This window comes from Sphingobacterium sp. MYb382, assembly GCF_037572665.1.
GTDB lineage: Bacteria > Bacteroidota > Bacteroidia > Sphingobacteriales > Sphingobacteriaceae > Sphingobacterium.
Map to the genome: position 1 here is coordinate 20,690 of NZ_JBBGZT010000021.1, position 25,705 is coordinate 46,394.

19 protein-coding genes and 1 tRNA gene are annotated in these 25,705 nt (G+C 41.4%); 6 read left to right on the forward strand and 14 right to left on the reverse strand.

Annotated features, from left to right (window positions below):
- Positions 1-58: 58 nt before the first annotated feature.
- From WH223_RS08970 to WH223_RS09025, 12 genes are all read right to left on the reverse strand, one after another.
- Positions 59-2,719 carry a hypothetical protein gene (locus WH223_RS08970; RefSeq protein WP_340047244.1) on the reverse strand — a complete coding sequence of 887 codons (2,661 nt, stop codon included), beginning with the start codon at positions 2,717-2,719 and terminating at the stop codon, positions 59-61.
- A gap of 5 nt (positions 2,720-2,724) precedes the next feature.
- Complete coding sequence (locus WH223_RS08975; protein WP_340047245.1) at positions 2,725-3,678, reverse strand: GLPGLI family protein; 954 nt, start codon at positions 3,676-3,678, stop codon at positions 2,725-2,727.
- Between the two features lie 205 nt (positions 3,679-3,883).
- On the reverse strand, positions 3,884-4,828 hold the full coding sequence (locus WH223_RS08980; protein WP_340047247.1) for a GLPGLI family protein: 945 nt from the start codon (positions 4,826-4,828) through the stop codon (positions 3,884-3,886).
- A 136-nt stretch (positions 4,829-4,964) separates the two neighbouring features.
- Positions 4,965-6,197 carry a glycosyltransferase gene (locus WH223_RS08985; RefSeq protein WP_340047248.1) on the reverse strand — a complete coding sequence of 411 codons (1,233 nt, stop codon included), beginning with the start codon at positions 6,195-6,197 and terminating at the stop codon, positions 4,965-4,967.
- 97 nt (positions 6,198-6,294) lie between these two features.
- The gene (locus WH223_RS08990; protein WP_340047250.1) at positions 6,295-7,470 is read right to left on the reverse strand and encodes an MFS transporter; all 1,176 of its coding nucleotides are present in this window, start codon (positions 7,468-7,470) and stop codon (positions 6,295-6,297) included.
- A 195-nt stretch (positions 7,471-7,665) separates the two neighbouring features.
- The gene (locus WH223_RS08995; RefSeq protein ID WP_340047252.1) at positions 7,666-8,088 is read right to left on the reverse strand and encodes a helix-turn-helix domain-containing protein; all 423 of its coding nucleotides are present in this window, start codon (positions 8,086-8,088) and stop codon (positions 7,666-7,668) included.
- Between the two features lie 76 nt (positions 8,089-8,164).
- Positions 8,165-9,025: a DUF808 domain-containing protein gene (locus WH223_RS09000; protein ID WP_340047254.1), complete on the reverse strand. Its 861-nt coding sequence runs from the start codon at positions 9,023-9,025 to the stop codon at positions 8,165-8,167.
- Between the two features lie 270 nt (positions 9,026-9,295).
- A complete protein-coding gene (locus WH223_RS09005; RefSeq protein ID WP_340047255.1) occupies positions 9,296-9,697 on the reverse strand; it encodes a hypothetical protein in 402 nt (133 codons plus the stop codon).
- Between the two features lie 150 nt (positions 9,698-9,847).
- Positions 9,848-12,313, reverse strand: a complete 2,466-nt coding sequence (locus WH223_RS09010) for a PIG-L family deacetylase (RefSeq protein WP_340047256.1) — start codon at positions 12,311-12,313, stop codon at positions 9,848-9,850.
- A gap of 51 nt (positions 12,314-12,364) precedes the next feature.
- Positions 12,365-13,810 carry a RagB/SusD family nutrient uptake outer membrane protein gene (locus WH223_RS09015; RefSeq protein ID WP_340047257.1) on the reverse strand — a complete coding sequence of 482 codons (1,446 nt, stop codon included), beginning with the start codon at positions 13,808-13,810 and terminating at the stop codon, positions 12,365-12,367.
- 12 nt (positions 13,811-13,822) lie between these two features.
- The gene (locus tag WH223_RS09020) at positions 13,823-17,089 is read right to left on the reverse strand and encodes a SusC/RagA family TonB-linked outer membrane protein (RefSeq protein WP_340047259.1); all 3,267 of its coding nucleotides are present in this window, start codon (positions 17,087-17,089) and stop codon (positions 13,823-13,825) included.
- 272 nt (positions 17,090-17,361) lie between these two features.
- A tRNA-Arg gene (locus WH223_RS09025) sits at positions 17,362-17,433 on the reverse strand.
- A gap of 281 nt (positions 17,434-17,714) precedes the next feature.
- Here WH223_RS09025 and WH223_RS09030 point away from each other — a divergent pair.
- The 6 genes from WH223_RS09030 to WH223_RS09055 all read left to right on the forward strand — a co-directional run bounded on the left by WH223_RS09030 (position 17,715) and on the right by WH223_RS09055 (position 23,743).
- Positions 17,715-18,347, forward strand: a complete 633-nt coding sequence (locus WH223_RS09030) for a peroxiredoxin (RefSeq protein ID WP_340047260.1) — start codon at positions 17,715-17,717, stop codon at positions 18,345-18,347.
- Positions 18,348-18,417: 70 nt separating this feature from the next.
- A complete protein-coding gene (locus WH223_RS09035; RefSeq protein WP_340047261.1) occupies positions 18,418-18,732 on the forward strand; it encodes a thioredoxin family protein in 315 nt (104 codons plus the stop codon).
- Positions 18,713-18,970: a DUF6952 family protein gene (locus tag WH223_RS09040; RefSeq protein ID WP_340047262.1), complete on the forward strand. Its 258-nt coding sequence runs from the start codon at positions 18,713-18,715 to the stop codon at positions 18,968-18,970. Before WH223_RS09035 ends, WH223_RS09040 begins: the two co-directional genes overlap by 20 nt.
- 334 nt (positions 18,971-19,304) lie before the next feature.
- The gene (locus tag WH223_RS09045; RefSeq protein ID WP_340047263.1) at positions 19,305-21,743 is read left to right on the forward strand and encodes a PIG-L family deacetylase; all 2,439 of its coding nucleotides are present in this window, start codon (positions 19,305-19,307) and stop codon (positions 21,741-21,743) included.
- A 14-nt stretch (positions 21,744-21,757) separates the two neighbouring features.
- Positions 21,758-21,955, forward strand: a complete 198-nt coding sequence (locus tag WH223_RS09050) for a hypothetical protein (RefSeq protein ID WP_340047265.1) — start codon at positions 21,758-21,760, stop codon at positions 21,953-21,955.
- Positions 21,956-22,060: 105 nt separating this feature from the next.
- A complete protein-coding gene (locus WH223_RS09055; RefSeq protein WP_340047266.1) occupies positions 22,061-23,743 on the forward strand; it encodes a sodium:solute symporter in 1,683 nt (560 codons plus the stop codon).
- Here WH223_RS09055 and WH223_RS09060 read toward each other — a convergent pair whose 3' ends face one another.
- Both WH223_RS09060 and WH223_RS09065 read right to left on the reverse strand, forming a co-directional pair.
- Positions 23,744-24,631 (reverse strand): N-acetylmuramoyl-L-alanine amidase, encoded by an 888-nt coding sequence (locus WH223_RS09060; RefSeq protein ID WP_340047267.1) that lies wholly within the window; start codon positions 24,629-24,631, stop codon positions 23,744-23,746.
- Positions 24,632-24,636: 5 nt separating this feature from the next.
- Positions 24,637-25,704, reverse strand: coding sequence for a DUF3078 domain-containing protein (locus WH223_RS09065; protein WP_340047268.1), 1,068 nt, complete (start codon positions 25,702-25,704; stop codon positions 24,637-24,639).
- Position 25,705: the final 1 nt, after the last annotated feature.

Genomic DNA, 25,705 nt, shown 5'->3' on the forward strand with positions numbered 1-25,705 from the left:
AGATAAAGCTTAAAAGCCGCCTAGCGATAGGGAATCTACGAAAACGTTATATCTATATTTAAAAGTTGAAGACAACGCGCATCAACAGATTGCGTCCCCGTAATTCGTAGTGATTATAGTTCTGCTGATTGGCAGACAAGTTATAGGTACTAAACGTTTTAATGTTAGCGAGGTTGTTCATGCTCAGCTCGAAGTCCATCTTCGACTTAACATGGCGGTAGCGCGCAAAAGCATCTAAGAAAAAGTAGTTGATTTTCTCTTGAAAAGGCTGCTTCGTATACAAGTGACGCCCACTGATACGCAAAAATCCCGACTTAATAAGGTTTAACGGTAGGCCTACCTGCTGCGTTAAAGAAAATACACGGTTATTCAAATCAGGCTGGTCTTTCTGCTTCGCAGTAGACCAACGAAACTGCCCATTGTAGGATAGCTTGATATCCTTCCACAGCTTCGCTTCTGCCTCTGGCTGAAGGGTGAAAACAATATTCTGAAAAGGCAATAAATCACCATTAAAAACCTGATTGTAATCGATGTAAGACCAAGAAGATTTCAACTTAACGGTGCTCGCCAAGGCGAAAACAAATTTGTCAACGCCAGCACTCACTTGGAAATTGTTAATCTTGTTATCTATTGGTAGCAATACCGACTGAGAGATATCTCCAGATATCTGCTGCGAAATCATCGCATTGCGCGATGTTTGTGAATAGCTTACACCCACCTGAGCAAAAAATAGTTTTAAAGGACGCCCCAAACGATAGTTCAAGCCTAAATTGTGTGCTGAACTTTCATTGATGCCTACACTATTTTGAGAGATGGAACGGTAAGAACGAATGACCATGCCCCGATAGACGTCTTGAATATTTCCAAAATTGTTGGTAAAGCCATAGCTAAAGCTCACCTCATCGGCCTGTGCCACACGGTATTTTAAGCGGAAATTTGGATTAAAGCGTACCCGTCCTTGCACCTCATCAACGGCATAATAAGCATCCGAATAGCGTGTATCCTGGTAGGATACAGGAAGGCTAAGCTGTGTTTCTAAGCGTTTTCTATTCCACGTATATTCACCCGAAACGCTATATACTGCCCGCAACCAATCCATATGGTTCACCGTAGAATCCACCTGCGGCATCACAATACCCGTACCGTCTGCCAAAGAGATTTCCGTATTCAGTTTTTGGCTTTCTAAGCTAAATCCAACCTGATAATACTGCTTAATAATACCCTTATTAAAACGGTAACCCGTACCCAAGTTGGTAAAGAAATTTGGAACACGCACATCCTGCATCGTTGCTTGATAATCTTTCCCTTTATTGAGTAAACGAGAAAACACACCCGGTTCTAAACGCAGCGTCTGCGGCTTCTCCCCATAATTGAGGTTCCAAAAAAACTGCATGATATTTCCATTCTTTAACTCCGGCACATATTCAAATTTATTGTCTATTCCTGTTATGCGCATCGTATGTTGAGCGGCAAGCGAGCCGAGGTGGCTATTTAGGCCTGCACGCCCACGCTGGTTTTCATAAACAAAAGCAAAGGAATTGCTAATAAATTTCTTGTCGACATTCTTATTCAGATTTATCCGCACCGCGGACATAAAATCGCGCACTCGGCTGGACTGGTCTTCAAAGTAGGAGATGGTATCGTTGGGCAGGTAAAAATCTGTCGTACCACTAAAGTTTCGACTACTTTTATCATACATCGCCTGCACATTAACTTTGGCTTGCCACTTATTGGGCAAGTTGAAGAGATTATTCGCATTGATTGCCGCCGTATTATTCATTAAATAATAGGGCTCGCCGATAGGCGGATTGCCAACGGTGCCTAGTGAAAGTAAATTATTAATAGGCGTAGTACCCATCTTAGCTAAGATACTCTCTTGGTTGAAGCCAATAAGGTCATTGCGTAAGCTCTTCCCTGTATTATTGCTATTCAACACGTTAAGCATCTTGTAGCGTTTATTAAAAAGAATGGTGTTAAGCTCATTATCCTGCAAACCAGGCAGTCCAAAACCGATTTTTGCTTCCGCTGTAAGCTTCAACTTTGCATCTTCCTTAATCACCAAATTGATGGCAACCTCATCGGTATATCGTTTATTTTTTAAGACCTTTAGATGCTCATGGTTATTAAGCACTTGAATGTCTTTCACCATTTTATGCGGAATAGTGCGCGTACCAATAGCATAGCGGTCATCCAATAAGTCATCGCCATCGATATACAAGTTAGAAATCGACTTTCCTTGGTACTTTATCTGCCCCGACTCACTAACCTCCATACCCGGCATCCGCTTAATAACCTCACCAATATTCCGGTCTTCGCCTTGCGCAAAGCTAGCCACATCATAGGTCAAGGTATCACCTCGTTGCTGCGCGCGCGGTTTACTCTTCACGGCAATATCTTCCAACACAATTTTTTTCTGCGTTAGGGAAACCGTCAAGTCTTGCAATTTATCGCCCAGCGTATGCTGATATTTATCAAAACCAAGGTGGTTAATTTCTAAATAACAACCCGTAACCAACTTGTCTGTTTGTATGGTAAAATTACCGTATTGGTCAGTAGCCTTAAAAGCAATTAATTTGTTATCTGGGGATTTCAAGTTGACACTCGCAAAGGCAACGGGCTTTTTATTTCCTTGGTCTAGCACACGACCAGCGATTGTTTTCTGCTGTCCCCAAGACAGCAGAAAACAACACATAAATAGTATAAAAAGACTGCTACGCATCCCATTTATGGAGTAAGTTCGATAGGATTGTTTGTATTTCTGGATGGTTTGTAATTATCGTCTTGTCCGATATTAAACGATTTTATCTTACTCATATCCATACTTGCCGCACTCCCGCTGCCACCAGCACTAAAAGACCCGCGTACAGTGACTGTGCCGCCCGGAGCATTACCACCACCGACACTAATCGCTCCACCATCGGCATTAGCCGTCATAATCTGAGCACCAGAGCCGCTAGAGCGAGTCTGCAAAAAGGCTGTAGGGTTGGCTTTAAATGCTTCTTTTAACTTAAGTATTTCAGCTCCTGTGGTTTTTGAAGCCCCGGCGGGAGTCGCGACAAACTGGTTCTCGCTGTCAACTTTATCAAAACCTGCATACTCAAACGTAACGTCATGCGTCAAGTCTGTAGCCGATAAAATAAGCCCAGGAAGACCTTGTAATTTCCAAGGACCATAGGAGAAAGGAAGTTCTGTTGTGAACCAAGCCTCATACGTACGTCCCTTATAAGTTGTTTGTGCCTTTTGACAGCTGTAGCCACCTATCGTTTTGGTGTCGTCCAAAATCGTCCAATTTAAATCCGGATAGGTATTTTCGACATAATAGAAATCTCTACCCACTTTACTTATTTCGCGTAAAGTACGTTTTGCGCTATTAAATAGATAAGATTCGGCAATAGCCGTCGTTTTGGTTTTAAAGACAAGTTTTCCATCAAAATCTGGCGCATCCATTTGACGCTTTACTTCTTCCTGCATGCGATTGCTCGAATAGCTCGTATAGTAACTACCGCTCTTCCCGATATAGGTAATTACCTCGTCTTGCAAAAACTTATCCCGTACCGTCGTATCATTAACATGTTTAAAAATATAATGCACTTTTGCCAATGCAGTTTCAGCATCTTGCGCGCGTAAAACCAGCGCAATACCCAGCCCCAATAGGGATAGACAAATTTTTCTTTTCATGGTTTATCTGTTTAGTATGAACAATTCAAAGATATACGAAAATTTCGTAATTAAAATGAATCGATATTTATTTTAAATTTTCAAATGGGATAATAGAAACTACGAACGCTATAAAAAAAATGTAAAGACCTATTTTTCAAACCATTGCTGATTAGCACAAAAGAGGACTTTACGCTATATTTAAAAAGTAAGCAGAGTCCATCTATTAATTAAGTTCAATAGGATTATTTGTATTCTTTGATGGATTATAATTTTCCGAATTTTTGATAGACACGGACTTAATTTGATTCGGATTGACGCTTCCTCCGCCTACGGCATAAGAAACAGTGCTTAATGAAGAACTTGCCGTCGAGCTCGACGACGCAGAGGATGCAGACACGAAACTAACCGAACTTCCACCCGAAGTACCAGAAACAATACGTGAGTTCGCACGCGTCTTCATATAGGCCGAAGGATTCGCTGCAAAAGCTTCTTTCAATTTTTTAACCTCCGCAGGAGTCGACTTTACACCACCACTTGGTACGGCGACAAAAAAGTTATCCGTATCCAATTTGTCAAAGCCAGCATAGTCAAAAATAACCTCATTCTTTAGGTCATGAGCAGCAAGTATAAGTCCCGGCAAACCCTGCAATTTCCACGGACCATATGAAAAAGGAAGCTCTGTGGTAAACCAAGCCTCATAGGTACGCCCTTTATAGGTTGTCTGTGCCTTTTGACACGTGTAGCCACCAATCGTTTTAGTATCATCCAAAATTGTCCAATCCAATGTTGGATAAGCCTCCTCCGCATAAAAAGAGTCACCACCAACACTACTAATTACTTTAAAAACATGTTTAGGCACGTTGAAAAAGTAAGATTCACCGATGGCGGTAGTTGTACGATTAAAAACAATTTCACCGTTAAAATCAGGTGCTTCAGTTTGACGTTTTACATCTTCCTGCATCCGAGTACTTGAATAGCTCGTGTAGAAACTTCCCGCTTTTCCGAGATAGGTGACCACCTCATCCTGCAAAGACTTACCCCGCTCGGTTGTATCGTTAATATGCTTAAAACTGTAATGAATCTTGGCTAGTGCAGTCTCTGAATCTTGCGCACGCAACAGCAACGCAAAACCAAAGCCTAAAAGGGATAGACAAATTTTTCTTTTCATGGTTCATCTGTTTATTATGATTAAATCAAAGATATACGAAAATTTCGTAATTCAAATAGAACGACATTATTTTTAACTTTTTTTTAGAAAAAAGCTAATAAAATAAAGGCTAAAACCGTGATAAAGAAAGAGTCTACTAAGGAGAAGTGGTTTTATTCTTCTCCTGAATCCATAAAGACATATACTTCAAACTATTATTGGCTTGCGTATGTAAAATTTGTCCTATAAAATTAGCTTGTCGATGGGTGTTAAGCTTCGCTTGAAGTTGTACGACAGCCTCCAGAAAACGTTCGGCATGTTCTTGTCCAGCATAATCACGATTTGCGAGTAGCAGTCCATTCTTTTGCGCTTCGTGCCATAGCTTTTCCTCAGTATACAGCCGTTTAGCTTGAGCTGAAAAATCAACGGCATCGTCTGCAATAAGTCCATTCCAAACGGCTCCATCATACATATCTTCGGCTCCCACAACAGAGGAAACGTTGGGCGTTCCGCTATACATGGCATCAACAAACTTACCTTTTATGCCCGCTCCAAATGGAATAGGGGCTAGCAAAACCCGATATTGCTCCATCGTTTGGCGTGCATCATCGGCACGTCCACAAATGTAAAAACGCTCCGTCGGCTTATGCAGTTGCAGTACCTTTTCGCTGGCATAGGCACCATAGACATGCAGCGCAGCGTCTGGAACTTGCTTCCGCAACAGCGGCCAAATTTCTGTTTTTAAAACTTGAACCGTACGCCAGTTGGGCTCATGCAAAAAATTACCGATAAACATAAAATCTTTGCGCTCCGCATAGCTGCGCTTATTTGCCAAAATATCCGCGTCCAAAGGTGCCTCCATAAACGGCAAATAATAGAGTAAAGAAGGATGAATATGGAACGTGTTTATCAGCAAATCACATTCTGCTTGCGATATCATCAACGATAAATCACAACGTAGGATAGATGCTATTTCCCGCTTCGCAGTATCTGAAAAGTACTGAATTGGAGTTCCTTTTTTGGAAGCTTCTTGACGTGCCAAGCGTAAGAAGTGTAAATCTTCGGTGTCCAATAACGTTAAGGCATCCGGACAATTTTCGCGTACGCGCCAACCGTATTGCTCTTCAATCATAAAACGGTCGAAAACAACAATAGCAGGATTCAAGTCTTTGACAAAAGCATCAAAACGAGCATCATTTAAGGCGATAGGCACCTCTACAACCGCTAAATTAGTCAACGGATAGCTATAATCAGACTTGCCAGCAGCACTAGCAAAGGTTACCTCAAAACCGTTTTCCTGAAAGGCTTTAACCAATTGAATTATACGCCAGCCTGCGGCGGATGATTGCGGCTCGGGCCATACTAAACCGATAAAAAGTACCTTTTGCATGTCCCGAATGTACGAATTATCTCGCGACAGCGGAATCTCCTATACGGCAAAACGGCCGATTTTCGGGTATGAAAATCGGCCGTTTCAGCAATAACAGCTACTCAAACGAACAAGCAACAGGAGCCACAGCCACCTTTTTCTTTTCCAACAGATGGCGCAAGGCCATCATCACGAGGGCAAGTAAACCAAAAGCTAAAGTCAACCAAGGCGTATAAGCAATGCCATAATGCGCAATCACCATACCGCCAACGGTGGTACCGACACTAACGCCTAAATTTCCAAAGGATGTCGCTAGACTATTGGCAAACTCCATAGCATGCGGCACCGCCGATATCATATAAGTCGAGGCATTTAAAAAACTTGGTGCATACAAGAATCCCCAAACGGCAATTACGAAAATCGTAACGGCATTATTTCCGCCCGAAATACCCAATAGTATAGGCACGAGGATAGTACCTAAAAGAAACAGAAAACTCGTCCGCGGAATATGCTTGTTCAGCATCTTTCCGGACAAAATGGTCGAAAAAACACCGACCAAACCGAAAACAAACATCATATAACTCACCATTTGCTGATTCATGCCTTTAGCATCGCTTAAGTAAGCTGCAAAATAGCTATACACCGAAAACCAAGCCGAAATCATGAAAAAGTTCATCAGTATACTCACCACAAAAATAGGCTTCTTTAAAATACCGAGCTGACTGCCAAAGGATTTTCGCTCAGTAACGGGCAGGCTCGGAAGACCAAAATAAACAGCCGCCAGCGCAATAAAACTTATGAGCCCTTGGATCGCAAAGGAATATTGCCAGGTATACATACTTGCGATATACGTAGCGAAAGGAACCGTAGTCACCATGGCCAACGTAACACCACTAAACACAATACTCATCAGCTCATTTTCATTGGATTTATTACCCCGAGAGACGGCTACCGTCAATGCGGAAGCAATATATACGGGTTGCAAAAAGGCCGGAAGGACACGTACCAGCAGCAACAACCAAAATGGAGGCGACAGCGTGGACACCACACCCGTTATTAAAAAAGTGAATAGGGACAGCAACATAATCTTTTTACGGTCAAACTTGGCCGTAAGCAAGGTCATGGCAGGCCCTGTAAGGGCGATAACTAAGGCAAAAGCGCTCAATAAAACACCTGCTTTCTCTAAACTAATCCCGTAATAGGTAGCCAATTCTGGCAATATGCCAATGACGCCAAACTCCGTCGTAATAATTCCCAAAAAGCCCAAGGACCCTATGTATGCGTATCTCTTCATTTACCGATATTATTTGATTTTTAACATGCAGCAAATGTAATAGTGCAAAATAGGTTTCAACGACTGGTGACAGAATTGTAGGAGGCATACATTTTTGTAAGTAATTTAAGTATCAACAGGTTATACAGAAACTTAATAAAGAGAATAGCCCTGTGCTTATGCAAACACAGGGCTATTCTCTTTATTATTTCTCACTTATTTGTCTTTTAGAAGACGTTCAAGTTTATCAATCATTTCTTGTTGTTGCTGAAGCATACGTTCATATAATTCTACCATTTTATCCAATGGATTGAATGTGCAATGAAAATTGGCCTGAGCACCATCACTAAAAGTATTTGCGACGGCACTATCGTGAAATGTGTTCGCAATAATATTTATCGCTTGTTCCTCATTAAAATGCTCAAAAGCCTCAACAGGGATTTTCAAAATTTTAGATACCTGTTCTAAAATACTGGTTTCTACGATTTCTTTTTGCTCCAACAAAGACACCTTCTTTTGCGTCCACGTTTCACCAAGCTCATAAGCCAAAAACTCTTGCTTGATGCCCATCATTTCACGAAACCGTTTAATATTTCGCCCTTGATGAACCTTTTTACTTGCTTTCTCAGAATCTATCATAGCCATCCTTGTTTTAAACCTTAAATATAGGCAAATAATACCTAAATGCGATTGATAGAGCTCAACAGCCTACAGATTATCCTTTTTTGAAAATAGACTTTACACCCGTGTATAAAGCAACAAGTACTAAGCCTATCCCTAAACCAAGACCTAATTCTAAAACCAAGGAAGGAACTTTTTCTGCCAAATGGTGGAAGAAATCAATATTATGGACGAAGATACCTCCGGAAACCATCAATAAAGCAACTGTACCAACCACGCCCAGACCTTTGATAACGATAGGCAAAGCACGAACGAGCAAGTGTCCAAACTTGGCTGTAAAGCCTTTATTATTGGACGTACGAATCAATTTATAGCCCGTATCATCCATACGTACGATTAAGGCTACGATACCATAAACGCCAATAGTAGCCACAAGTGCAATAATAGCAACCGTCAATATCTGAATCGTCAAAGGTTGATTTAGGGTTGTGCCCAAAGCGATAATCACAATTTCTATCGATAGGATAAAATCGGTCGTCACCGCCGACCTTATTTTCTTCTTTTCAACCACAGCAGCATCTTCTTCGCGCTCTTCAATGACTTCATGTCCTGTTTTAGCACGATGGAAAAGATATTCAATCACCTTTTCTACGCCTTCAAATGCCAAATAACAACCGCCCGCTAGCAGAATATATTTAATGACCACAGGAAAGAAAACATTCAACAAAATGGCAATAGGAACTATTATCAATTTATTTAAAAATGAACCCTTGGTAATAGCCCACAGAACAGGGAGCTCACGGGATGATAAAAAGCCGGTAGCCTTTTCCGCATTCACGGCCAAATCGTCCCCTAAAATAGCGGCAGTCTTCTGTCCGGCGATTTTACTCGTCACCGCAACATCGTCCATCAAAGCGGCTATATCATCAAAAATTGCAAAAATACCTGAGGCCATAATGTTAGTTTTATGACGCTAAAAATATCAATTAAACTTTAATCTTAAACATTTTATTTTGCGCATCAAATCACTATTTATTTTAAGGAAATAAAATAGCCCTAGTACCCCAATTGAACCTACTAAAAAAGAGGGGAGGTGAGCGACTATTTGTTACAAAAGGCTAATCCTTCTGAACATATTCATCAAAGAAATGAATTCAATTGGACAGAAAACACCTATATGTCCAGTTTTTTAAATAAAATGGACACATCGCTAAAATAGCATCGTCTATTTTGACTTTTCAGCTCCGCAATTTGGTGTAGCTGTCAGCACATCGAGCGACATATCCATTGCTTTTTTCGTTAATTTTTTAAGTTCTGCTAAGTCAGACGTTTTAAGCGCCTTGTTTCCAAATGTTACCGCATTTAAAGCGTAGTTTTTCGCGATATCGCAATTGCATTTAGGAGAGATAGCATAGGCCGAAGCTTCACTTGCTTTTGCTACACCATCTTTTAATAAAGGAGTAGCATCTTCAATAGATGATGCTTTGTAGGCTTTTTTAAAGGCGGCATGAGCCAATTCGGCATAAGTAACCGTCATTTCACATCCACTAGCTGTGTTTTTTTTCTGAATAGAAGAGCTAAACAACAACACTGCGGCTATAGCTAAAAGGGAAAAGACACTTTTCATAATAGGTGATTTATGTATAAACTAAGTTAATAATTTTAAGTAAAATACAATAACACGAAAATGAACGACGTTCGGGTTGTGAATACAATACGCGTTACACCTATTTAATGCAGGACTTCTAATCTAGCTTAAACCTCTTGTTCCTTTTTTTTATTTACCGATAGACAATAAGTTGGCAAATAATTTATACGCTCCGGGAACACCATAAGGTAGTTGGCGAAACAAAGACAGCGAGGTATAGATATAATAACCTTTTCCTTGTTGAGCCACCAAAAGGAGTCCATTTTGTGGCTTTTGTCCCTTATCCTGACTGCTTAAAACAGGAACAAATCTTTTATCCCACTGCGTAGGAATAAATACCGCCCTATCTTGAATCCATCCGCTAAAATCATTGGTTCCTAAGGCATTCGGATAATTCAAAACCCGCGCATCTTTAGCTAAAAAAGTAATTTCGGCATCCTCATCGGTAATCCTTTCGTTGGAAACCTGCACCGGCAGCAGCCCTACAGAAGGTATATCTAGGTCATAATCGGTATTATACAAACTGATGACGACACCACCATTTTCTACATACTGCTGAAGGCGTGCATGGGCCTGTGTAACTTGCGGATTCACATTATACAAGCGGTCGCCCAACACAATGGCATCATAACCGGCCAAATCTTGCGTTGCCAAAGCATCGCCCCATAGCTCATCTACCTGCGCCACAAACTCGCGCAATGCGGTAGGCAGTTTATCTTCTTTCGCTTTGATATAGGCAATACGCTTTGCCGTGGTCGCAATAGAAGTGCGTACCACACGTAGACTAGCGGCTGGAAAAAACTGCTGCTTAACAATATGTGGGTATTCAATGCGGCTATACGACTGTTCAAACTGCAAACTATCTATACGTACCTGAATGCCTAAATTGCCTATAGCTTCTTGCCCTTGAGCAACCTGAACGGTAAAGCGAATTGTTTTGCTTTCATCCTTTTGCAAATTAAAATCTACCTGTGCTGGCAGAATCGTCCATCCCTGCGGAGCAGTCAAAGCAAGGTTTCCTTGACTATTGCCCGCTTTAAGCGCCTTTAGTTCGACCAACACCTCATGCGGCTTGGCATCCTTAATTAGGAGGTTTTTTGATAAAAAATTTACCGCAACCTGTGGAGCTAGGACAACCGGACTATGCTGCAAACCCAATAAGCGGTCGTTCCACACCTTTTTGATAGGTACCTGAAGAACGAGTGGTACGCCTTGAATGACTAAAGAAACTTTAAGCTCCGGCGAAATAGGTAATGTCGACAAAATATGGTCAGAAAGTTCTGTAGACTGGTAACGGTGTGGCACACCTGCCTCGCGCAACCATGGAGAAAGATAAGGCTTTAAATTTCGGTCGATTTCACCCGATAGGCTAAGCTGTCCAGAGGTCTGCAAAGGAAGCCGCTTCACAATAGATTTACGCAAAGCAGGAATTTCAATTTTTTCCAGTGTTATGCCTTTTCCCGCTCCTTGAGCAGACCATAGTAAATCCACCTGCGCCTTATCACCAATACACCAAAGGCCATGCGGACTGTTGGCTTCAAATTGTATACCCAAAACCTGAATTAACAAGGCTTCTATCGTTTCTTTTTTTAAGCTTAGCCAATCTTCATGTGGCTGCTTTGCAAGCCACTGAAGGAGGTTAATCAGTTTGTCCGCAATCTTGGACGGTTCATCGGCATCGAAATTTTTGATAGCCTGGTCGACAAACTTGCAATACTTAGTGTAGCTCGCCGATTTATAGATAGGGGAGACGTCCAAATCTAAGTTTCCATTTTGTCCTACTTGACCAGCCAAGAGCTCGAAATACTCCGTAGAAGCCTTCCTGTTGGGTAGATTTCCCATCGCTTGACAGCGATGTTGATTTCTACTATCGGCAGCGATATCGCCATAACTTTTTCCCAATAGGTTATTCATAGCCGGAATCTGCAAACCCCAATAATGAGACTGTGGGTCTACCTGCCCACCGATATCCTTCACACCAGCCTCCTGATATACATTCCACAAAAGCTGCTGCGCCTGCCAAGTTCCTAAAGTAGGAAGCTGCGCTGGAAATACAGCTGGGTCGGCAGCCATAGCAAAAGCCTTTTCAACAAGTAGTCCAACGGCCTGATGATGTCCATGAGGGTCCGGAATTTCCGATGAGAATCGAGATATAATAAGTGTTGGTTTGAAATAACGAATTACCCACACCATATCTTCCAACACCTCCTGCTCGCCCCAAAACTGCAACGTTTCTTCGGCAGTTTTCGAAAAACCAAAATCTTTAGCGCGACTAAAGAACTGGATGCCTCCATCAATCTTACGGGCGGAAAGAGATTCTTGGACACGTAAAATGCCCAATTCTTCGCCCAACTCGCTACCAATAAAGTTTTGCCCTCCCTCGCCTCGTGTAAGGGAGAGATAGGCTGTAGTTGCTTTTTTACCATAGGAGAGGTAGGCCAACAGACGATTATTTTCATCGTCTGGATGGGCTCCAACATAGAGTACACGGTCTATGTTTTTTAATTTTTGCAACGCATGCACAAGCTCTATCGCGTTAGCATTACACGATTCCTGAGCCTTTGCTTCATTTTTTTTTACAAGCACACTTATCATACACAACACAATCAAAATTATACGCATCCTACCGTCCTCTACGTCTTATCCCTACAATGGATTTTGTTTAAACGACTTATTTATATCCAACTCCCGTTGTGGAATCGGGTATAACAAACGTGGTTTTTTACCGATTCCTTGTAATACCGATTCGGCTTTTTTAAACCGCAGCAAATCTGGCCAACGATGATTTTCAAAAGCAAACTCAATACGTCTTTCACGCAACAGTTTATCCTCAAAGGTTCCCGCAGTGGTACGGCTTATAGGGTCTAAGTTTGCACGTCGGCGAATTTCATTAATCAAGGTATACGACTCATCGGTTTCGCCTAATGCTTCAGCAAGGGATAATAATACATCCGCGTAGCGAAAAACAGGGAAATTATACGAAGCATCATTCTCACCAAAAGCATTGGTCTTACCATACTTAACAATAAAACGAGCATCATTTCGCGAATTGGTAATTACCTGTCCGGCCGAATTTGTATAAATGGTGTCCATCGATAGCTTAAAGCGTAGGTCTTTACTCTCATAGGCTTTGACCATCTCGTTCGTCGGGCGGTTTTTATAGGTTCCCGTACTACTAAATAGCAAAGGCGTGAATGCATTGGTAAACCAATTTCCAGTGCCCGTACCGCCACCTTTAAATTGTACCTCAAAGATTGATTCTGGGTTATTTTTATTCTCTAGCCCCCACAACTTATCGTAGGTAACTAGACGGTAATTATTATCCGTAATAATACGACGTAAAACTTGTGCTGCCTCCGTCTTTTTCCCCAATAGCAACTGCACTTTGGCTAATAATATCGCCGCAGCCCCCTTGGACGCTCTACCCACATCAGAACCTGTATATTTTGCAGGTAACCATCCCTCTGCTATTTTCAAATCCTGCTCTAGCTGCGCATATATGGTTGCTGCATCTACTTGTGTTTTTTGCTCATTGGCTGCACTTTCCTGCAATTCCAAAGGAATATTTCCAAAGGCTATAGCTGCTTGATAGTAAAACAAAGAACGTAGGAACAACGCTTCGCCCTTTAATCTATTTTTTAACGTTTCATCGAAGCTAATTTTATCGATACGATCAAGGACAATATTTGCACGCGCAATGCCTTTATAGGTATCTACATAGGCCGTTTCCACAATACCATTTGTTGCTATTTCAAGGAAATTCTCAACCTGCGTAAGCTCAGCACCCAATCCGGTACCATCGCTTCCCTGATCGGTATTATCAGAGCGTTGCTCAAAAAGCACCCAATAACTCTGATTGTAGGTACCACCTGCCTGTAGCACCTTGTACGTAGCATTCACCGCAGCAACAAAGTCGCCCGATGTTTTATAGAAAGATTCCGTATTCCGTTGCGAAATAGGAGCCAAATCGGTGAACTTCGATGAACAGCCCGCGAATGTCAACAGCCCTAGAAAGGCTGAAGCGCTCAAGCTCTTACGCAAGCTTAATCCTACCCAACTATTTATATTTTCTTTTGTATATAAAAATTTCATTTTTAGCCTTTTTTAGAATCCAACATTAATACCAAACGAGAAACTACGAATCAACGGATACGCGCCATAGTCTTCTCCCTGCACTTGTGCCAACTGCATTTGATTACTTACCTCTGGATTGAAACCAATATATTTAGTCCAGGTATACAGGTTCGTTCCAGAAACATACACGCGCGCACGCTGCACTTTACCTTTTAGTACCTTACCCGTCAAGTCGTAGCCAAAGGTGATATTACGCAAGCGTAGAAAACTAGCATCTTCCACTTGAAAATCTGAAGGACGATTATTTTGTCCATGATTATCGCTTAAACGGTCAGCACGAGGAATTTTACCATTACCTGGTTGCTCCGCCGATACCCAACGTTCCGTCCAATCTTTGTAAGAATTGGTCGCTCCTTCGCCGTTCCCCAAATGTCTACGCGTCAGATTCAACACCTTTCCACCTTGGCTACCTTGCAGCTGTATGCTCAAATCGAATCCTTTATAATCGAAACGATTGGTGATACCATAGACAAAATCCGGTTGATAGTTTCCGATTACAGTTCTATCGTTAGCATCAATTTTTCCATCACCATTAATGTCCTTGAATTTAAAATCACCAGCACGAGCAGCAGGTGCAATTTTATCTGGAATGGACTGCGCAACCTCCGCATCAGACTGATAAATACCATCTACCACATAGCCATAATAACTACCGATAGACGAGCCTACCTGTGTGATATGTCGCACGCCAGCAGCTCCAGCCGTCAAGATGGGCTCATTGTTTGGACCTAAGCGCAATACGGTATTTTTATTCTTAGAAAACACCAAGTCGGTACTCCATTTAAAGCCACCAACTAAGTTTCGGCTGTTTACAGATACCTCAAAACCTTTGTTCTCCACTTCTCCGATATTTTGTAAAGCAGTAGTGTAGCCTATAGATGAAGGAACTTGCACATACAAGAGTAGGTCGGAAGTCTTTTTATTATAATAATCAAAACCAAAACTTAAGCGGTTTTGAAAGGAAGCAAGGTCAACACCAATATTCCATTGTTCTGTTTTCTCCCAAGTAAGGTTCTTATTTCCGATGGTTGACGGCGCTAAACCGTTCTGTACAACATCGCCAAAAACATAATTCTGTGGATCGAGCAGGCCTATGGAAGCATAATTCGGAATCAGGAAGTTTCCTGTTTTACCCCAACTACCTCTAACTTTAAGTTCATTCAACCAAGGGCTATCTTGTAAGAAAGACTCCTGACTAACGCGGTAACCGGCAGAGAAGGAAGGGAATGACCCTGTTTTTTTATCCGACCCAAATCGAGAAGCACGGTCGGAACGAAAAGAAGCTCCCAATAATATTTTTCCTTTATACGCATAGTTGATACGAGAAACAACAGAAGCAAGCGACCATTCTTCACGAATGCCTGTGCCTCCCGTAACTTGCCCGCCACTTACTGTTTCAACCAAGTCATCTGGATATTTTTCAGCGCGCACATTGTTGTACTCAATTAAATCTTTTTGCCCTGTATAGCCGACTAAAGCATTCAGATGATGGTCTTGTCCAAAATACCGATCGTAGGTCAGCGTATTTTCGAGAATATAGTTTAAGTTAAAAGATGCGTTGGACTGCCCATAAGGCTCTCCAACGGTAGCCTGACGGAATAAAAAGGCCTTGGAGCGGTAAAACGAACGATTGAAATGGTTAAAATCAGCTCCGGCATACAATTTATACGTAAGCCCTTCAAGCAAATCTACCGACACAAAACCATTTGCTGTGGTGCGATATTGTTGTAAATTATCATTTATATACGCGGTAATCGCTAAAGGATTACTCGCCTCTGTCATGCCTGTTCCGCGACCATCTGGTGTATAGATATGCGATTGGTTATCCGTTTGGTTAATGCTTCCATCTGGTAAATAAGGTGATACCGTTGGTGAAGTAACGAGTGCCGAATAGATAATACCAGGAGGTACCGCAAAGTAAGGAGCTCCGGCTGGTGCTTTCTCCGATTTGGTATAAGAAGGAGCTAAGTTTATTCCCGCCTTCACACGACTTCCCAAATCACTTTCTAGATTGATACGTAAATTATAACGTTCATATCCCGATTTCTTAATAATACCTTGCTGATTAAAATAACCTCCCGCAACATAATACCGAGAACGCTCGCCTCCGCCACTGTACGAAAGATTATAACTCTGAATAGGCGATGTTCGGAAAATCTCCTTTTGCCAATCGGTATCGGTACCCGTCGGATTAATAAAGTCATCGGGTAGAAAATACTGCGCTAAATTACTGCGTTTGTAGCGCTCCGTATTATTATCATTCTTACTTGCCGTAGGAAAATCTTGCACATAGGCATTATTCTTTGCCTCTAATGAGTAGGCGGCATACTCTTGGGCATTCATCATCTTCACCCTTCTAGCCACATCTTGAATACCTCCAAAAATATCGAGATTCAGTTTTCCTTGCTGCTGACGCGCTCCTTTTTTTGTCGTAACGATAACCACACCATTACTAGCACGCGATCCATAAATGGCCGATGCAAAAGCATCTTTCAACACATCGATAGATTCAATATCTGCGTAATTTATGACGGCCAAAGGATTCACCGACGGTAAAGCAAAAGCAACCGTACGTGTATTTACATCCCCTTGGACACCGCTAGAAACATTCTTTGATATCGGATAGCCATCAATAACATACAAAGGATCACTGCCCGCAGAAATCGACCCTAAACCACGCACACGTATCGTAGGGCCAGCGCCCGGTTCTCCTGACGGCTCTTGCACAACAACGCCTGGCAACCGACCGGCAATAGCATTTTCAAAAGAAGGGACAGCAATACCTTGTAATGCCGCTCCAGATATCGAAGCGATAGCACCCGTAACTTCTTTTTTGCTTTGACTACCATAACCTACCACAACAACATCTTCTACGTTGTTGGATTGTTGGCCCAACTGGATGGATACCGGCGAAAAATTACGTACCTCAAACTCTTGATTGCTATAGCCTAAGTAGCTAACTACCCACACTTCTCCCAGCTGAGCTGAAATTTCAAAACGTCCAAAAGCATCCGTACTCGCAGCTTTCACACCGTTTTTCAGCCGAATGGTAGCCCCTTTTATAGGTTCTCCCGTGCTACGATCGAGTACTCGTCCACCTAATTGCTGTTGTTGCAAACCTACAGCCGTAGACGATCCCGCTTCAACAGTAGGGGTAAATACTATATTATTTAGACCTAGCGCTAAAGCAAAGAATAATTTCGGTCGTATTGCACGCTGAAAGTTCCTGTATTTCATATATATAAAAGGTTTAGATCGCTAATGTATACAATTTCTATAGACTATAGAAAGATTTTGATTAAAAAATAAATATTAGTCTTGGACATAGGGCACTTAATAGCCGTCCAAACATTAAAGAAATAAGAATAGGAAGAAGCCTCACAGAAGAGCAACTGAAAATTTAGACGAATATCAAATCGATAATAAGCTGCGTATAGCTAAGAAAACAAACTTTGCCTAGCAGCACGACGTGAAAAAGAAAGTAAAGCTGTAAAAATTTAGAAAGGTAGTAGCCCCGAGCAGAATCGAACTGCTATCAAATGTTTAGGAAACATCTATTCTATCCGTTGAACTACGGGGCCGCAGGTCAAATCTACTGATTTTATGGTTTCCTTTAGCTTTGCCTTCAACAAAATTTTCAAGGATTAATTTACTCGTAAAATATAATCTTAGTTACTAAAAACCTTTCACACAAAGAGTAGGAGCAGAAAAGAACTTTTAAGGGCACCTATTATACCTGTTTACCACGTACCGCTTAACAACTTAATAGATTTTAACAATAACTCATAGAGTCTTTCGATTGGCAAAGCACTGTTTAAAATCGTAAATTTGTAGAACATAAATAAAGAAAAACAAGAATATTATGAGTTTTACAGGTAAAAATTTCCCTAACATTACAGTTGATGCTATTGATTATTTAGGAGATAACTTCCAAATCAACATTTTTGAAAAAGCTAAAAATGAAGGTAAGAAAGTTCTTTTATTCTGGTATCCAAAAGACTTTACATTCGTTTGTCCTACAGAATTACACGCATTCCAAGAAGCAGCTGCAGAGTTTGAGAAACGTAACACAATCATCGTTGGTGCATCTTGCGATTCAGCAGAAGTTCACTTTGCGTGGTTAAACACAGCAAAAGACAATGGTGGTATCGAAGGCGTAGAATACCCACTTATCGCTGATACAAACCGTAACCTTTCTAGCGTATTAGGTATCTTAGAATTGAAAGAAGTTGAGCACCCTGAGTATGGTACATTAGTAGAAGGTTCTGCAGTATCTTACCGTGCTACTTACTTAATCGACGAAACTGGTAAAGTATTCCACGAGTCGGTAAACGATATGCCATTAGGCCGTAACGTAAAAGAATATATCCGTTTAGTTGATGCTTACACACACGTACAAAACCACGGTGAAGTATGTCCAGCTAACTGGGAAGAAGGTAAAGAAGCAATGAACGCTACACGTGAAGGCGTTGCTACTTACTTATCTGCAAACTAATAACACAATACAAACAAGGATGCCTGCGAAACAGCCTTTGGCAGGCATCCTTACTTAAAAGAATTATATCATGCTAAACGAATTAGAAACAGACACCTTACAAGACCTTGTTAAAGACAATAAAACAGTAATGGTTCAATATGCTGCATCTTGGTGTGGAAACTGTAGAATCATGAAGCCTAAGTTCAAAAAAATGGCTACAGAGAACGAAGATGTTCACTTTGTAATCGTGGATGCTGAGAAATTCCCAGAATCCCGTAAACTAGCAAACGTGGACAACTTGCCTACATTTGCCGCTTTTAAAGATGGTAAATTGGTGAACCAAGTACAAACTAACAAAGTTGATGGATTAATTGAATTATTAAATGAAGTTACCAGTAATTAAGCACTTAACGGAATTCATCGAGCAGAACGATGTTGATTTTGTACACGAAACGATTGAAACATTAGAGGTGCTAACCGAATCGTCCGCTTTAAAAGACGAAGAATTAGATGTCATCGGTGAAATCATTTCCAACTTATATGGTGCTGTAGAGGTTGATAAACTCGTAAAACAAGGAATGCCAAAAACAGAAGCTCTAAATAGCTTTATGAAAAGAGTTTTAGGCTCTATCGACAAATAAAAAAACCACAATAGTCCTGATTAGGAACTAATTAAACTTTTCTGCAAAGCGTCGTCTGTTTATAATTCGGCCAATGTGGAAAAGTTTTTTTTTGTTCTTCTAGCTTTTACACATAATAACCCTATTTTTACTGATACTAAAGGTTACTATTTTTAAAACAAACAGTTTTGCTTCCTGCAATAAAAAGCTTTATCAGCTTGAATGTGAAGTTTTAGACAAAGATTTTTAATTGTTGGTAAGGGGAATCAAAATTATTTGATTCCCCTTATTTTTTTGTCCAAACGGGCCGGAAATCATGAATGGTAATACAAAATAATGCTTAATTTTAACGTTGATGAAAAAACGATACCTAAGCCTATGCTTTCTGGGTTTGCTTATAGGGAAAGCATTTGCCCAAAGCTATACACCTATACATGCCGCCGATATTCAACTCCAAATGGAGAAACTGAACACACTCGGTTCTGTCCTTTACTTTGCCGCACACCCCGACGATGAAAATACTAAGCTTATTGCTTACCTCGCTTCAGAACGCAAGGTACGAACAGCCTATTTGTCGCTGACAAGAGGCGATGGCGGACAAAACCTAATCGGCACGGAGCAAGGCGAGGAACTCGGCTTAATACGCACACAAGAGCTCCTACAGGCTCGTAAGATAGACCGTGGCGAGCAATATTTTACAGCGGCCTACGATTTTGGCTTCTCCAAAACATACGATGAGACCTTTCGTTTCTGGAATAAGCAGGAAGTTCTCCGCGAAGCGGTATTTATCATCCGTAAGCTACAACCGGACGTCATCATCACCCGTTTTCCACCCGACGAGCGGGGAGGACACGGCCATCACCAAGCTTCCGCATTGTTAGCGCGCGAAGCATTTGATGCAGCAGCCGACCCTAAGGCCTTCCCTGAGCAGCTAAGCGAGGTACAGCCTTGGCAAGCTAAGCGCTTGATTTGGAACACGGCGAATTTCATGAGCATGCAAGGCAATTCGACCAACCAACTAAAAGTTGATATTGGTCAATACAACACCCTTTTGGGGGAGTCCTATGGTGAATTATCGGCACGCAGCCGTTCACAGCATAAAAGTCAAGGTTTCGGCTCTGCGGCCAGCAATGGAAGCAGTATAGAGTCTTTTGAACATGTAGCAGGCAGCCAGGCGCAGCTTGATATTTTTGATCAAGTAGACTTAAGCTGGAAGCGTGTCAAAGGAGGAGCACCTGTTTCTTTAGCGATAGAAAAGTTAGTGCAAAATTATAATGCCGTAAAGCCTCAAGCCTCTATTCCGGCACTGGTGCAGCTTTGGCATTTAGTTCAAAAAGTAGAATCACCTTACTGGAAAGAGAAAAAAACAAAAGAAATAGAGCGTTTAATTCTTGCCTGTGCAGGTTTACACATCGAAGCCATAGCACCAAAGCCCTATGCGGCTGTAGGTACCAATAGCCCTTTCCAAGCACGTTTAGTAGTCCGCAATGCCGGTGTAAACTTGAGCTTAGTAAGCTTAAATGGGCAAAATATACAGCAAAAGCTAGCCGACAACAGCTTAACAGTATTTAACGGAGAGTTACCGCTAGCAACAGAAACACAGCCCTACTGGCTCGCAAAACCACATAGTTTAGGGAAATTCGACGTGCCTGCTCAAAATTTCGGCTATCCAACAAATCCTGATCTTCCTGCTGTTGCTACCCTATTGGGGATTGGCGACCTAACGATTAAACTCAACTTACCATTACAGTATAAATATGTAGACCCGGTACGTGGAGAGGTGTACGAATATGTGCAGGTAAGACCACAAATAACCGCACAAGCGGAACAGAAAGTGCTATTAGTCAATAAAGGAGAAAGTAAAACCCTACAGGTGAGCTTTCAAGCACAGCAAGAAAACCTTGGAACAGTAGCTGTACAACTTTCTTTAGCCGGTAGCGGATGGAAAATAAGCCCTGAAATCGTCAATCTGGCTTTCGACCAACAAGGAAATAGTACGCAAACTATTACCATTAGCAACGTTAATGCAGACGAGAACACGACAAAGCTAGATTTCCTTGTGCAAGGCAAGCCACTGACTACGCTACGCGAAATTGCCTATGCGCATATCCCGACGCAAGCGTGGTTTCCTCCAGCAACGGTATCCTTAAAAAATATAGACCTCATTAATCCAGTGAAAACAGTAGCCTACATCATGGGGGCGGGCGACCGTGTGCCAGAAGCATTACGCGAGCTAGGTATACAGGTCGATATACTAAAAACAGCAGATATCACAGCTTCCTTATTAGCTAAATATGATGCGCTGGTGTTTGGTGTGCGTGTCCTCAATGTTGATAAACAAATAGGGCAGAAGCTTCCTTTGATTTACAAATACGTTGAAAATGGGGGAGTAGCCTTGATGCAATACAACGTGAACAATCCGTTGCAAAAAGAAAATTTCGCACCAAAACCTTTTCAGTTATCGCGTGCACGCGTGACAGAGGAAGATGCTAAGGTCACCTTTACTGATCCGAAAGATCCGGTCTTAAACTACCCGAATAAAATCACAGAAAAAGATTTCAGCAACTGGATTCAGGAGCGCGGACTCTACTTTGCTGAAAATGTAGACCCGAGCTATCGCAAGCCTTTGGTTATGCATGACCAAAAGGAAGGACCTCATCAAGGCTCTCTACTGATACAAAAGATCGGAAAAGGCAAATTTGTCTATACTTCTTTGTCTTTTTTCAGACAATTACCTGCCGGAATTCCCGGAGCTAATAGATTATTTGTAAATTTGTTAGCAAAAGAACAATAACGAACAATTTTATAATGGGAAATCAAGTAGAAAAAAACGAAACAATCAACGTTAAAGGTATCATCCTTTTAGTAGGAACGGTTTTCGGCGGTTTAATTTCAACAATCACTTGTGGCACGTTTTCAGGCTTCATTACAGGTTTGGTTGTAGGTTTAGTATTTGCTATTTTCTTCAACAGCGTTTTATTACCATTTAAATCGCATGACAGATAAGGGATTGCCTCCTTTTGTCAAATCTTGGAGACAGTTTTATATACTAGTCTGCCTTTGGCTTGTGGCCTGCATGGTAGGCATGTATTGTTTTACTAAATATTTTTCATGAGTACTATTGACTGGATAGTACTCTTTTTTACCTTATTTGTTATCATCCTCTACGGGATGTATAAAAGTAGAGGTATCAAAAATATCGATGGCTATATCGTAGGCAGCAGAGAGCTCCCATGGTATCATGTCGGTCTTTCGGTGATGGCTACACAAGCCAGCGCCATTACCTTCCTTTCCGCCCCCGGACTTGCTTATACGTCTGGAATGGGCTTTGTGCAGTTTTATTTCGGCCTTCCATTGGCCATGATTGTCATCTGCACAACCTTTGTCCCTATATTTCAACGCTTAAAAGTATATACAGCCTACGAATTCTTGGAAAAACGATTTGACGTTAAAACAAGGATACTGACTGCCGCATTATTCTTAATACAGCGCGGCGTATCTACAGGTATTACCATCTTTGCGCCATCTATCATTCTATCCAGCATCCTCTACTTGGATGTAACCTATACAACCTTGATTATCGGTAGTATGGTAATTCTCTATACCGTTTGGGGAGGTACAAAAGCGGTTTCTTACACCCAACTGCTACAAATGAGTATCATTTTCGGGGCTATGTTTGCCGCTGGCGTCCTTGTTATTAGGCTGCTCCCTGGCGATATGGGCTTCATTGATGCTTTACACATTGCGGGAAAATCAGGAAAGACAAAGGCCATCGACCTAAGCTTCGACCTTAATAATCAATATACCGTATGGACGGGGTTAATAGGTGGATTTTTCCTTCAGCTTTCTTATTTTGGAACCGACCAAAGCCAAGTAGGACGCTATCTTACAGGGGCTTCAACGCGCGAATCTAGACTAGGACTCCTAATGAATGGTCTCCTTAAGATTCCGATGCAATTTTGTATTCTCCTTATCGGAGTTCTTGTTTTTGCCTATTACCAATTCAATACTTCTCCGCTATTTTTTAATAATGTGGAGGTCAATAAGATTGAGAATAGCATTTATAAGCCCGAATATGACCGTATAACGGAGAAACATGAAAAGATAAGCAAGGAGAAGGTTATCCATGTAGAAGCGCTTACAAAGGCGTTAAAAGCGGACGACAAACAGCAAATAGATCAACAACGCTACGCGCTAGCCCAAAAGAATAATCAAGATAAGTTACTGCGTAAAGAATTAGAAGAGCTTTTACTCAAAAACAATCCGAAAGCTGATCTGAATGACAATAATTATATCTTTCTATCCTTCATCACGAGCACCTTTCCAATTGGATTTGTGGGGCTGCTGGTCAGTGTTATCTTCCTCGCCTCTATGGGCGCAACGGCAAGTGCCATTAACTCGCTTTCCTCCACCACGGCTATTGATATTTATAAACGCTTTGTCAATAAAGATGCTTCCGACCGGAAATACCTACTCATGTCGCGTCTTTTCACTTTGTTTTGGGGGATGATAGCATTAGCGGTAGCCTTATTTGCGAGTAAGCTTGGAAACCTCCTAGAAGCCGTTAATATCCTAGGTTCTTTATTCTACGGTACGATATTGGGAATCTTCTTAGTTGCTTTCTATTGTAAATCAATAGGTGGGAAGGCTGTATTTTGGGCTGCTGTACTATCTGAGATTGTGATATTCTCGATCTGGAAAGCTGATGTTTTAGCTTACCTATGGCTTAATTTGGTGGGCTGTGTTTGTGTTATCGTATTTGGCTATATCCTGCAAGCTTTAAGCAAGAAATAACTAGTAATAACGACGATAAACGTTATATAAAATACGCTTATCATAATCCGTCATCGTTGCGCTTGTATCGACCACGATAAACTTACGCTTAAAAGCGATAATAGCGCCCCGTAAATTCGTTACATCATAGCCTACGATACGTAAGGCGTCGATATAGTTGAAATTGTCTGGTAACGGCTCTAAGTTCTTTTCATCATACCAAACACCAAATCCACGATCAGCTAACTGCTTCCACGGGAATAAAGTGCTAGGATCGTCCTTACGCAGCGGAGCGATATCGGCATGACCAATAAAGTTAGTATATGGAATTTGATATTTCGCTTTCAGCGTATCTAGGAGCCCCATTAGTGCGTCAATCTGCGCCGAAGCGAAAGGCTCCTTACCATTGTTATCAAGCTCAATACCGATGGATACGGAGTTGATATCAGTAATACTACCCCATTTACTACGACCGGCATGCCAAGCGCGTAAATAATCGTTCAGCATCTGCACAACGCGGCCATCACGACCAATAACGTAATGAGCGGAGACCTTACTGTGCGGCACTTGGAAGGTACGAATCGTTTGATTGATGCTTGTTTGCGCTGTATGGTGGATGATGACAAAACTTGGTCTACGCACATCATAATGCATAGCTTCTGCCCAATCAACATTCTTGTTCAGCCCCGTCTGCATCAGTAGACGAATATTTTCGGCGCTACTAATGCCTGGGTTAGGCTCCAAGCCTTCATCCGCATTACGAGCTACAGTATTTTCTTTTTGAACAGGCTTATCGCTTACGATGGCCGCCACGGCAGTTACCGGCTTAGGTTGTTGCAAAACAACTTGCTTTTTGGAACCACAGCCAAAAAGTAAAGTCAATATCCCTAAACCGATAATTTTACGCATGATTCTTATCTTGGTAAACTATAAATAACACCCATAGCCAAAGATTGACTATACTGTACTTTAGTGGATTCAGTAGAGTTATAAAGAAGGATTCCAGAAAGCGATACATTAACCGCATTCGTGACTTTGGCTGTTAATGTAGCATCTAAACGATGATCTGGATCACTGATGTCCTTATAGTCCGCAAATAAATTATAACGCGCTTTTAAATTCAAATTTTTCGCAAGATCACGATCTAAATTGGCCGTAATCTGGAATGCGAGGTCATTACGGAAAGACTCCCCTGGTTTTAAACCAAACTTCGACTGATCACTACTAATAGGGACATTTAACGGATAGCGTTCTTTATATTCCGCAACGGTTAAAGACTTCACTCGATCATCCAATACAAGCGTTTGACGAGCCGTACCCGTACCTAAACGTAAAGAAAAACTCTTATCAGGTTTGTACTCCAAACCGAAAGACTCTGTAAAATATCCTGGAGCCATAAAACTAGACATATACTCCGAAATACGTTCTTTACCATCTGGGTTAGGAATTACCTTACCGTCCACATACATGTTTTTACTATACGCATAACCCACATCAAACTGCGATTCAAAGGTTAACGAGAAGTATAATGCCCATGTTTTAGACAATTTATACGCTAATTTATTATCCCAGAAAATACGGTCATTATTCTTTTTTGCCAGCTGATCTTTGTTCTTGATTTTACCATATTTCAGATCAACCTCCGTTACAAATTGGAAATTATTCTTATTAAATTCAGACTTATGCCATGCTAATCCACCTAAAGCCATGGAGTTTACTCCCCCGGCATTCCAGTTATCACTAAAAGATGATTGATTGGCATTAATCCCAAATTTCGTCCAATGCTTCCAATAGTCAACCTCTAAATCCAATTTAGGGATTGGTACGTGAAGTTTATTCAATCTAGAAAGTGGAGTATCAGCGCCTTCAACAAAACTTGAATCTGGCTTTGCGCGTAAATCTTTTAGGTCTGCTTGTGCATATGCAGCATCAACACCCTTCAAGGCCATAAGAACAAGAAGTATCTTTACTTTATTAAACATG

What these genes read in the sequence shown, in the direction of transcription:
- WH223_RS08970 (WP_340047244.1), bottom strand. Translation starts at nt 2,719, where the DNA reads ATGCGTAGCAGTCTTTTTATACTATTTATGTGTTGTTTTCTGCTGTCT.
- WH223_RS08975 (WP_340047245.1), bottom strand. Translation starts at nt 3,678, where the DNA reads ATGAAAAGAAAAATTTGTCTATCCCTATTGGGGCTGGGTATTGCGCTG.
- WH223_RS08980 (WP_340047247.1), bottom strand. Translation starts at nt 4,828, where the DNA reads ATGAAAAGAAAAATTTGTCTATCCCTTTTAGGCTTTGGTTTTGCGTTG.
- WH223_RS08985 (WP_340047248.1), bottom strand. Translation starts at nt 6,197, where the DNA reads ATGCAAAAGGTACTTTTTATCGGTTTAGTATGGCCCGAGCCGCAATCA.
- WH223_RS08990 (WP_340047250.1), bottom strand. Translation starts at nt 7,470, where the DNA reads ATGAAGAGATACGCATACATAGGGTCCTTGGGCTTTTTGGGAATTATT.
- WH223_RS08995 (WP_340047252.1), bottom strand. Translation starts at nt 8,088, where the DNA reads ATGATAGATTCTGAGAAAGCAAGTAAAAAGGTTCATCAAGGGCGAAAT.
- WH223_RS09000 (WP_340047254.1), bottom strand. Translation starts at nt 9,025, where the DNA reads ATGGCCTCAGGTATTTTTGCAATTTTTGATGATATAGCCGCTTTGATG.
- WH223_RS09005 (WP_340047255.1), bottom strand. Translation starts at nt 9,697, where the DNA reads ATGAAAAGTGTCTTTTCCCTTTTAGCTATAGCCGCAGTGTTGTTGTTT.
- WH223_RS09010 (WP_340047256.1), bottom strand. Translation starts at nt 12,313, where the DNA reads ATGATAAGTGTGCTTGTAAAAAAAAATGAAGCAAAGGCTCAGGAATCG.
- WH223_RS09015 (WP_340047257.1), bottom strand. Translation starts at nt 13,810, where the DNA reads ATGAAATTTTTATATACAAAAGAAAATATAAATAGTTGGGTAGGATTA.
- WH223_RS09020 (WP_340047259.1), bottom strand. Translation starts at nt 17,089, where the DNA reads ATGAAATACAGGAACTTTCAGCGTGCAATACGACCGAAATTATTCTTT.
- WH223_RS09030 (WP_340047260.1), top strand. Translation starts at nt 17,715, where the DNA reads ATGAGTTTTACAGGTAAAAATTTCCCTAACATTACAGTTGATGCTATT.
- WH223_RS09035 (WP_340047261.1), top strand. Translation starts at nt 18,418, where the DNA reads ATGCTAAACGAATTAGAAACAGACACCTTACAAGACCTTGTTAAAGAC.
- WH223_RS09040 (WP_340047262.1), top strand. Translation starts at nt 18,713, where the DNA reads ATGAAGTTACCAGTAATTAAGCACTTAACGGAATTCATCGAGCAGAAC.
- WH223_RS09045 (WP_340047263.1), top strand. Translation starts at nt 19,305, where the DNA reads ATGAAAAAACGATACCTAAGCCTATGCTTTCTGGGTTTGCTTATAGGG.
- WH223_RS09050 (WP_340047265.1), top strand. Translation starts at nt 21,758, where the DNA reads ATGGGAAATCAAGTAGAAAAAAACGAAACAATCAACGTTAAAGGTATC.
- WH223_RS09055 (WP_340047266.1), top strand. Translation starts at nt 22,061, where the DNA reads ATGAGTACTATTGACTGGATAGTACTCTTTTTTACCTTATTTGTTATC.
- WH223_RS09060 (WP_340047267.1), bottom strand. Translation starts at nt 24,631, where the DNA reads ATGCGTAAAATTATCGGTTTAGGGATATTGACTTTACTTTTTGGCTGT.
- WH223_RS09065 (WP_340047268.1), bottom strand. Translation starts at nt 25,704, where the DNA reads ATGTTTAATAAAGTAAAGATACTTCTTGTTCTTATGGCCTTGAAGGGT.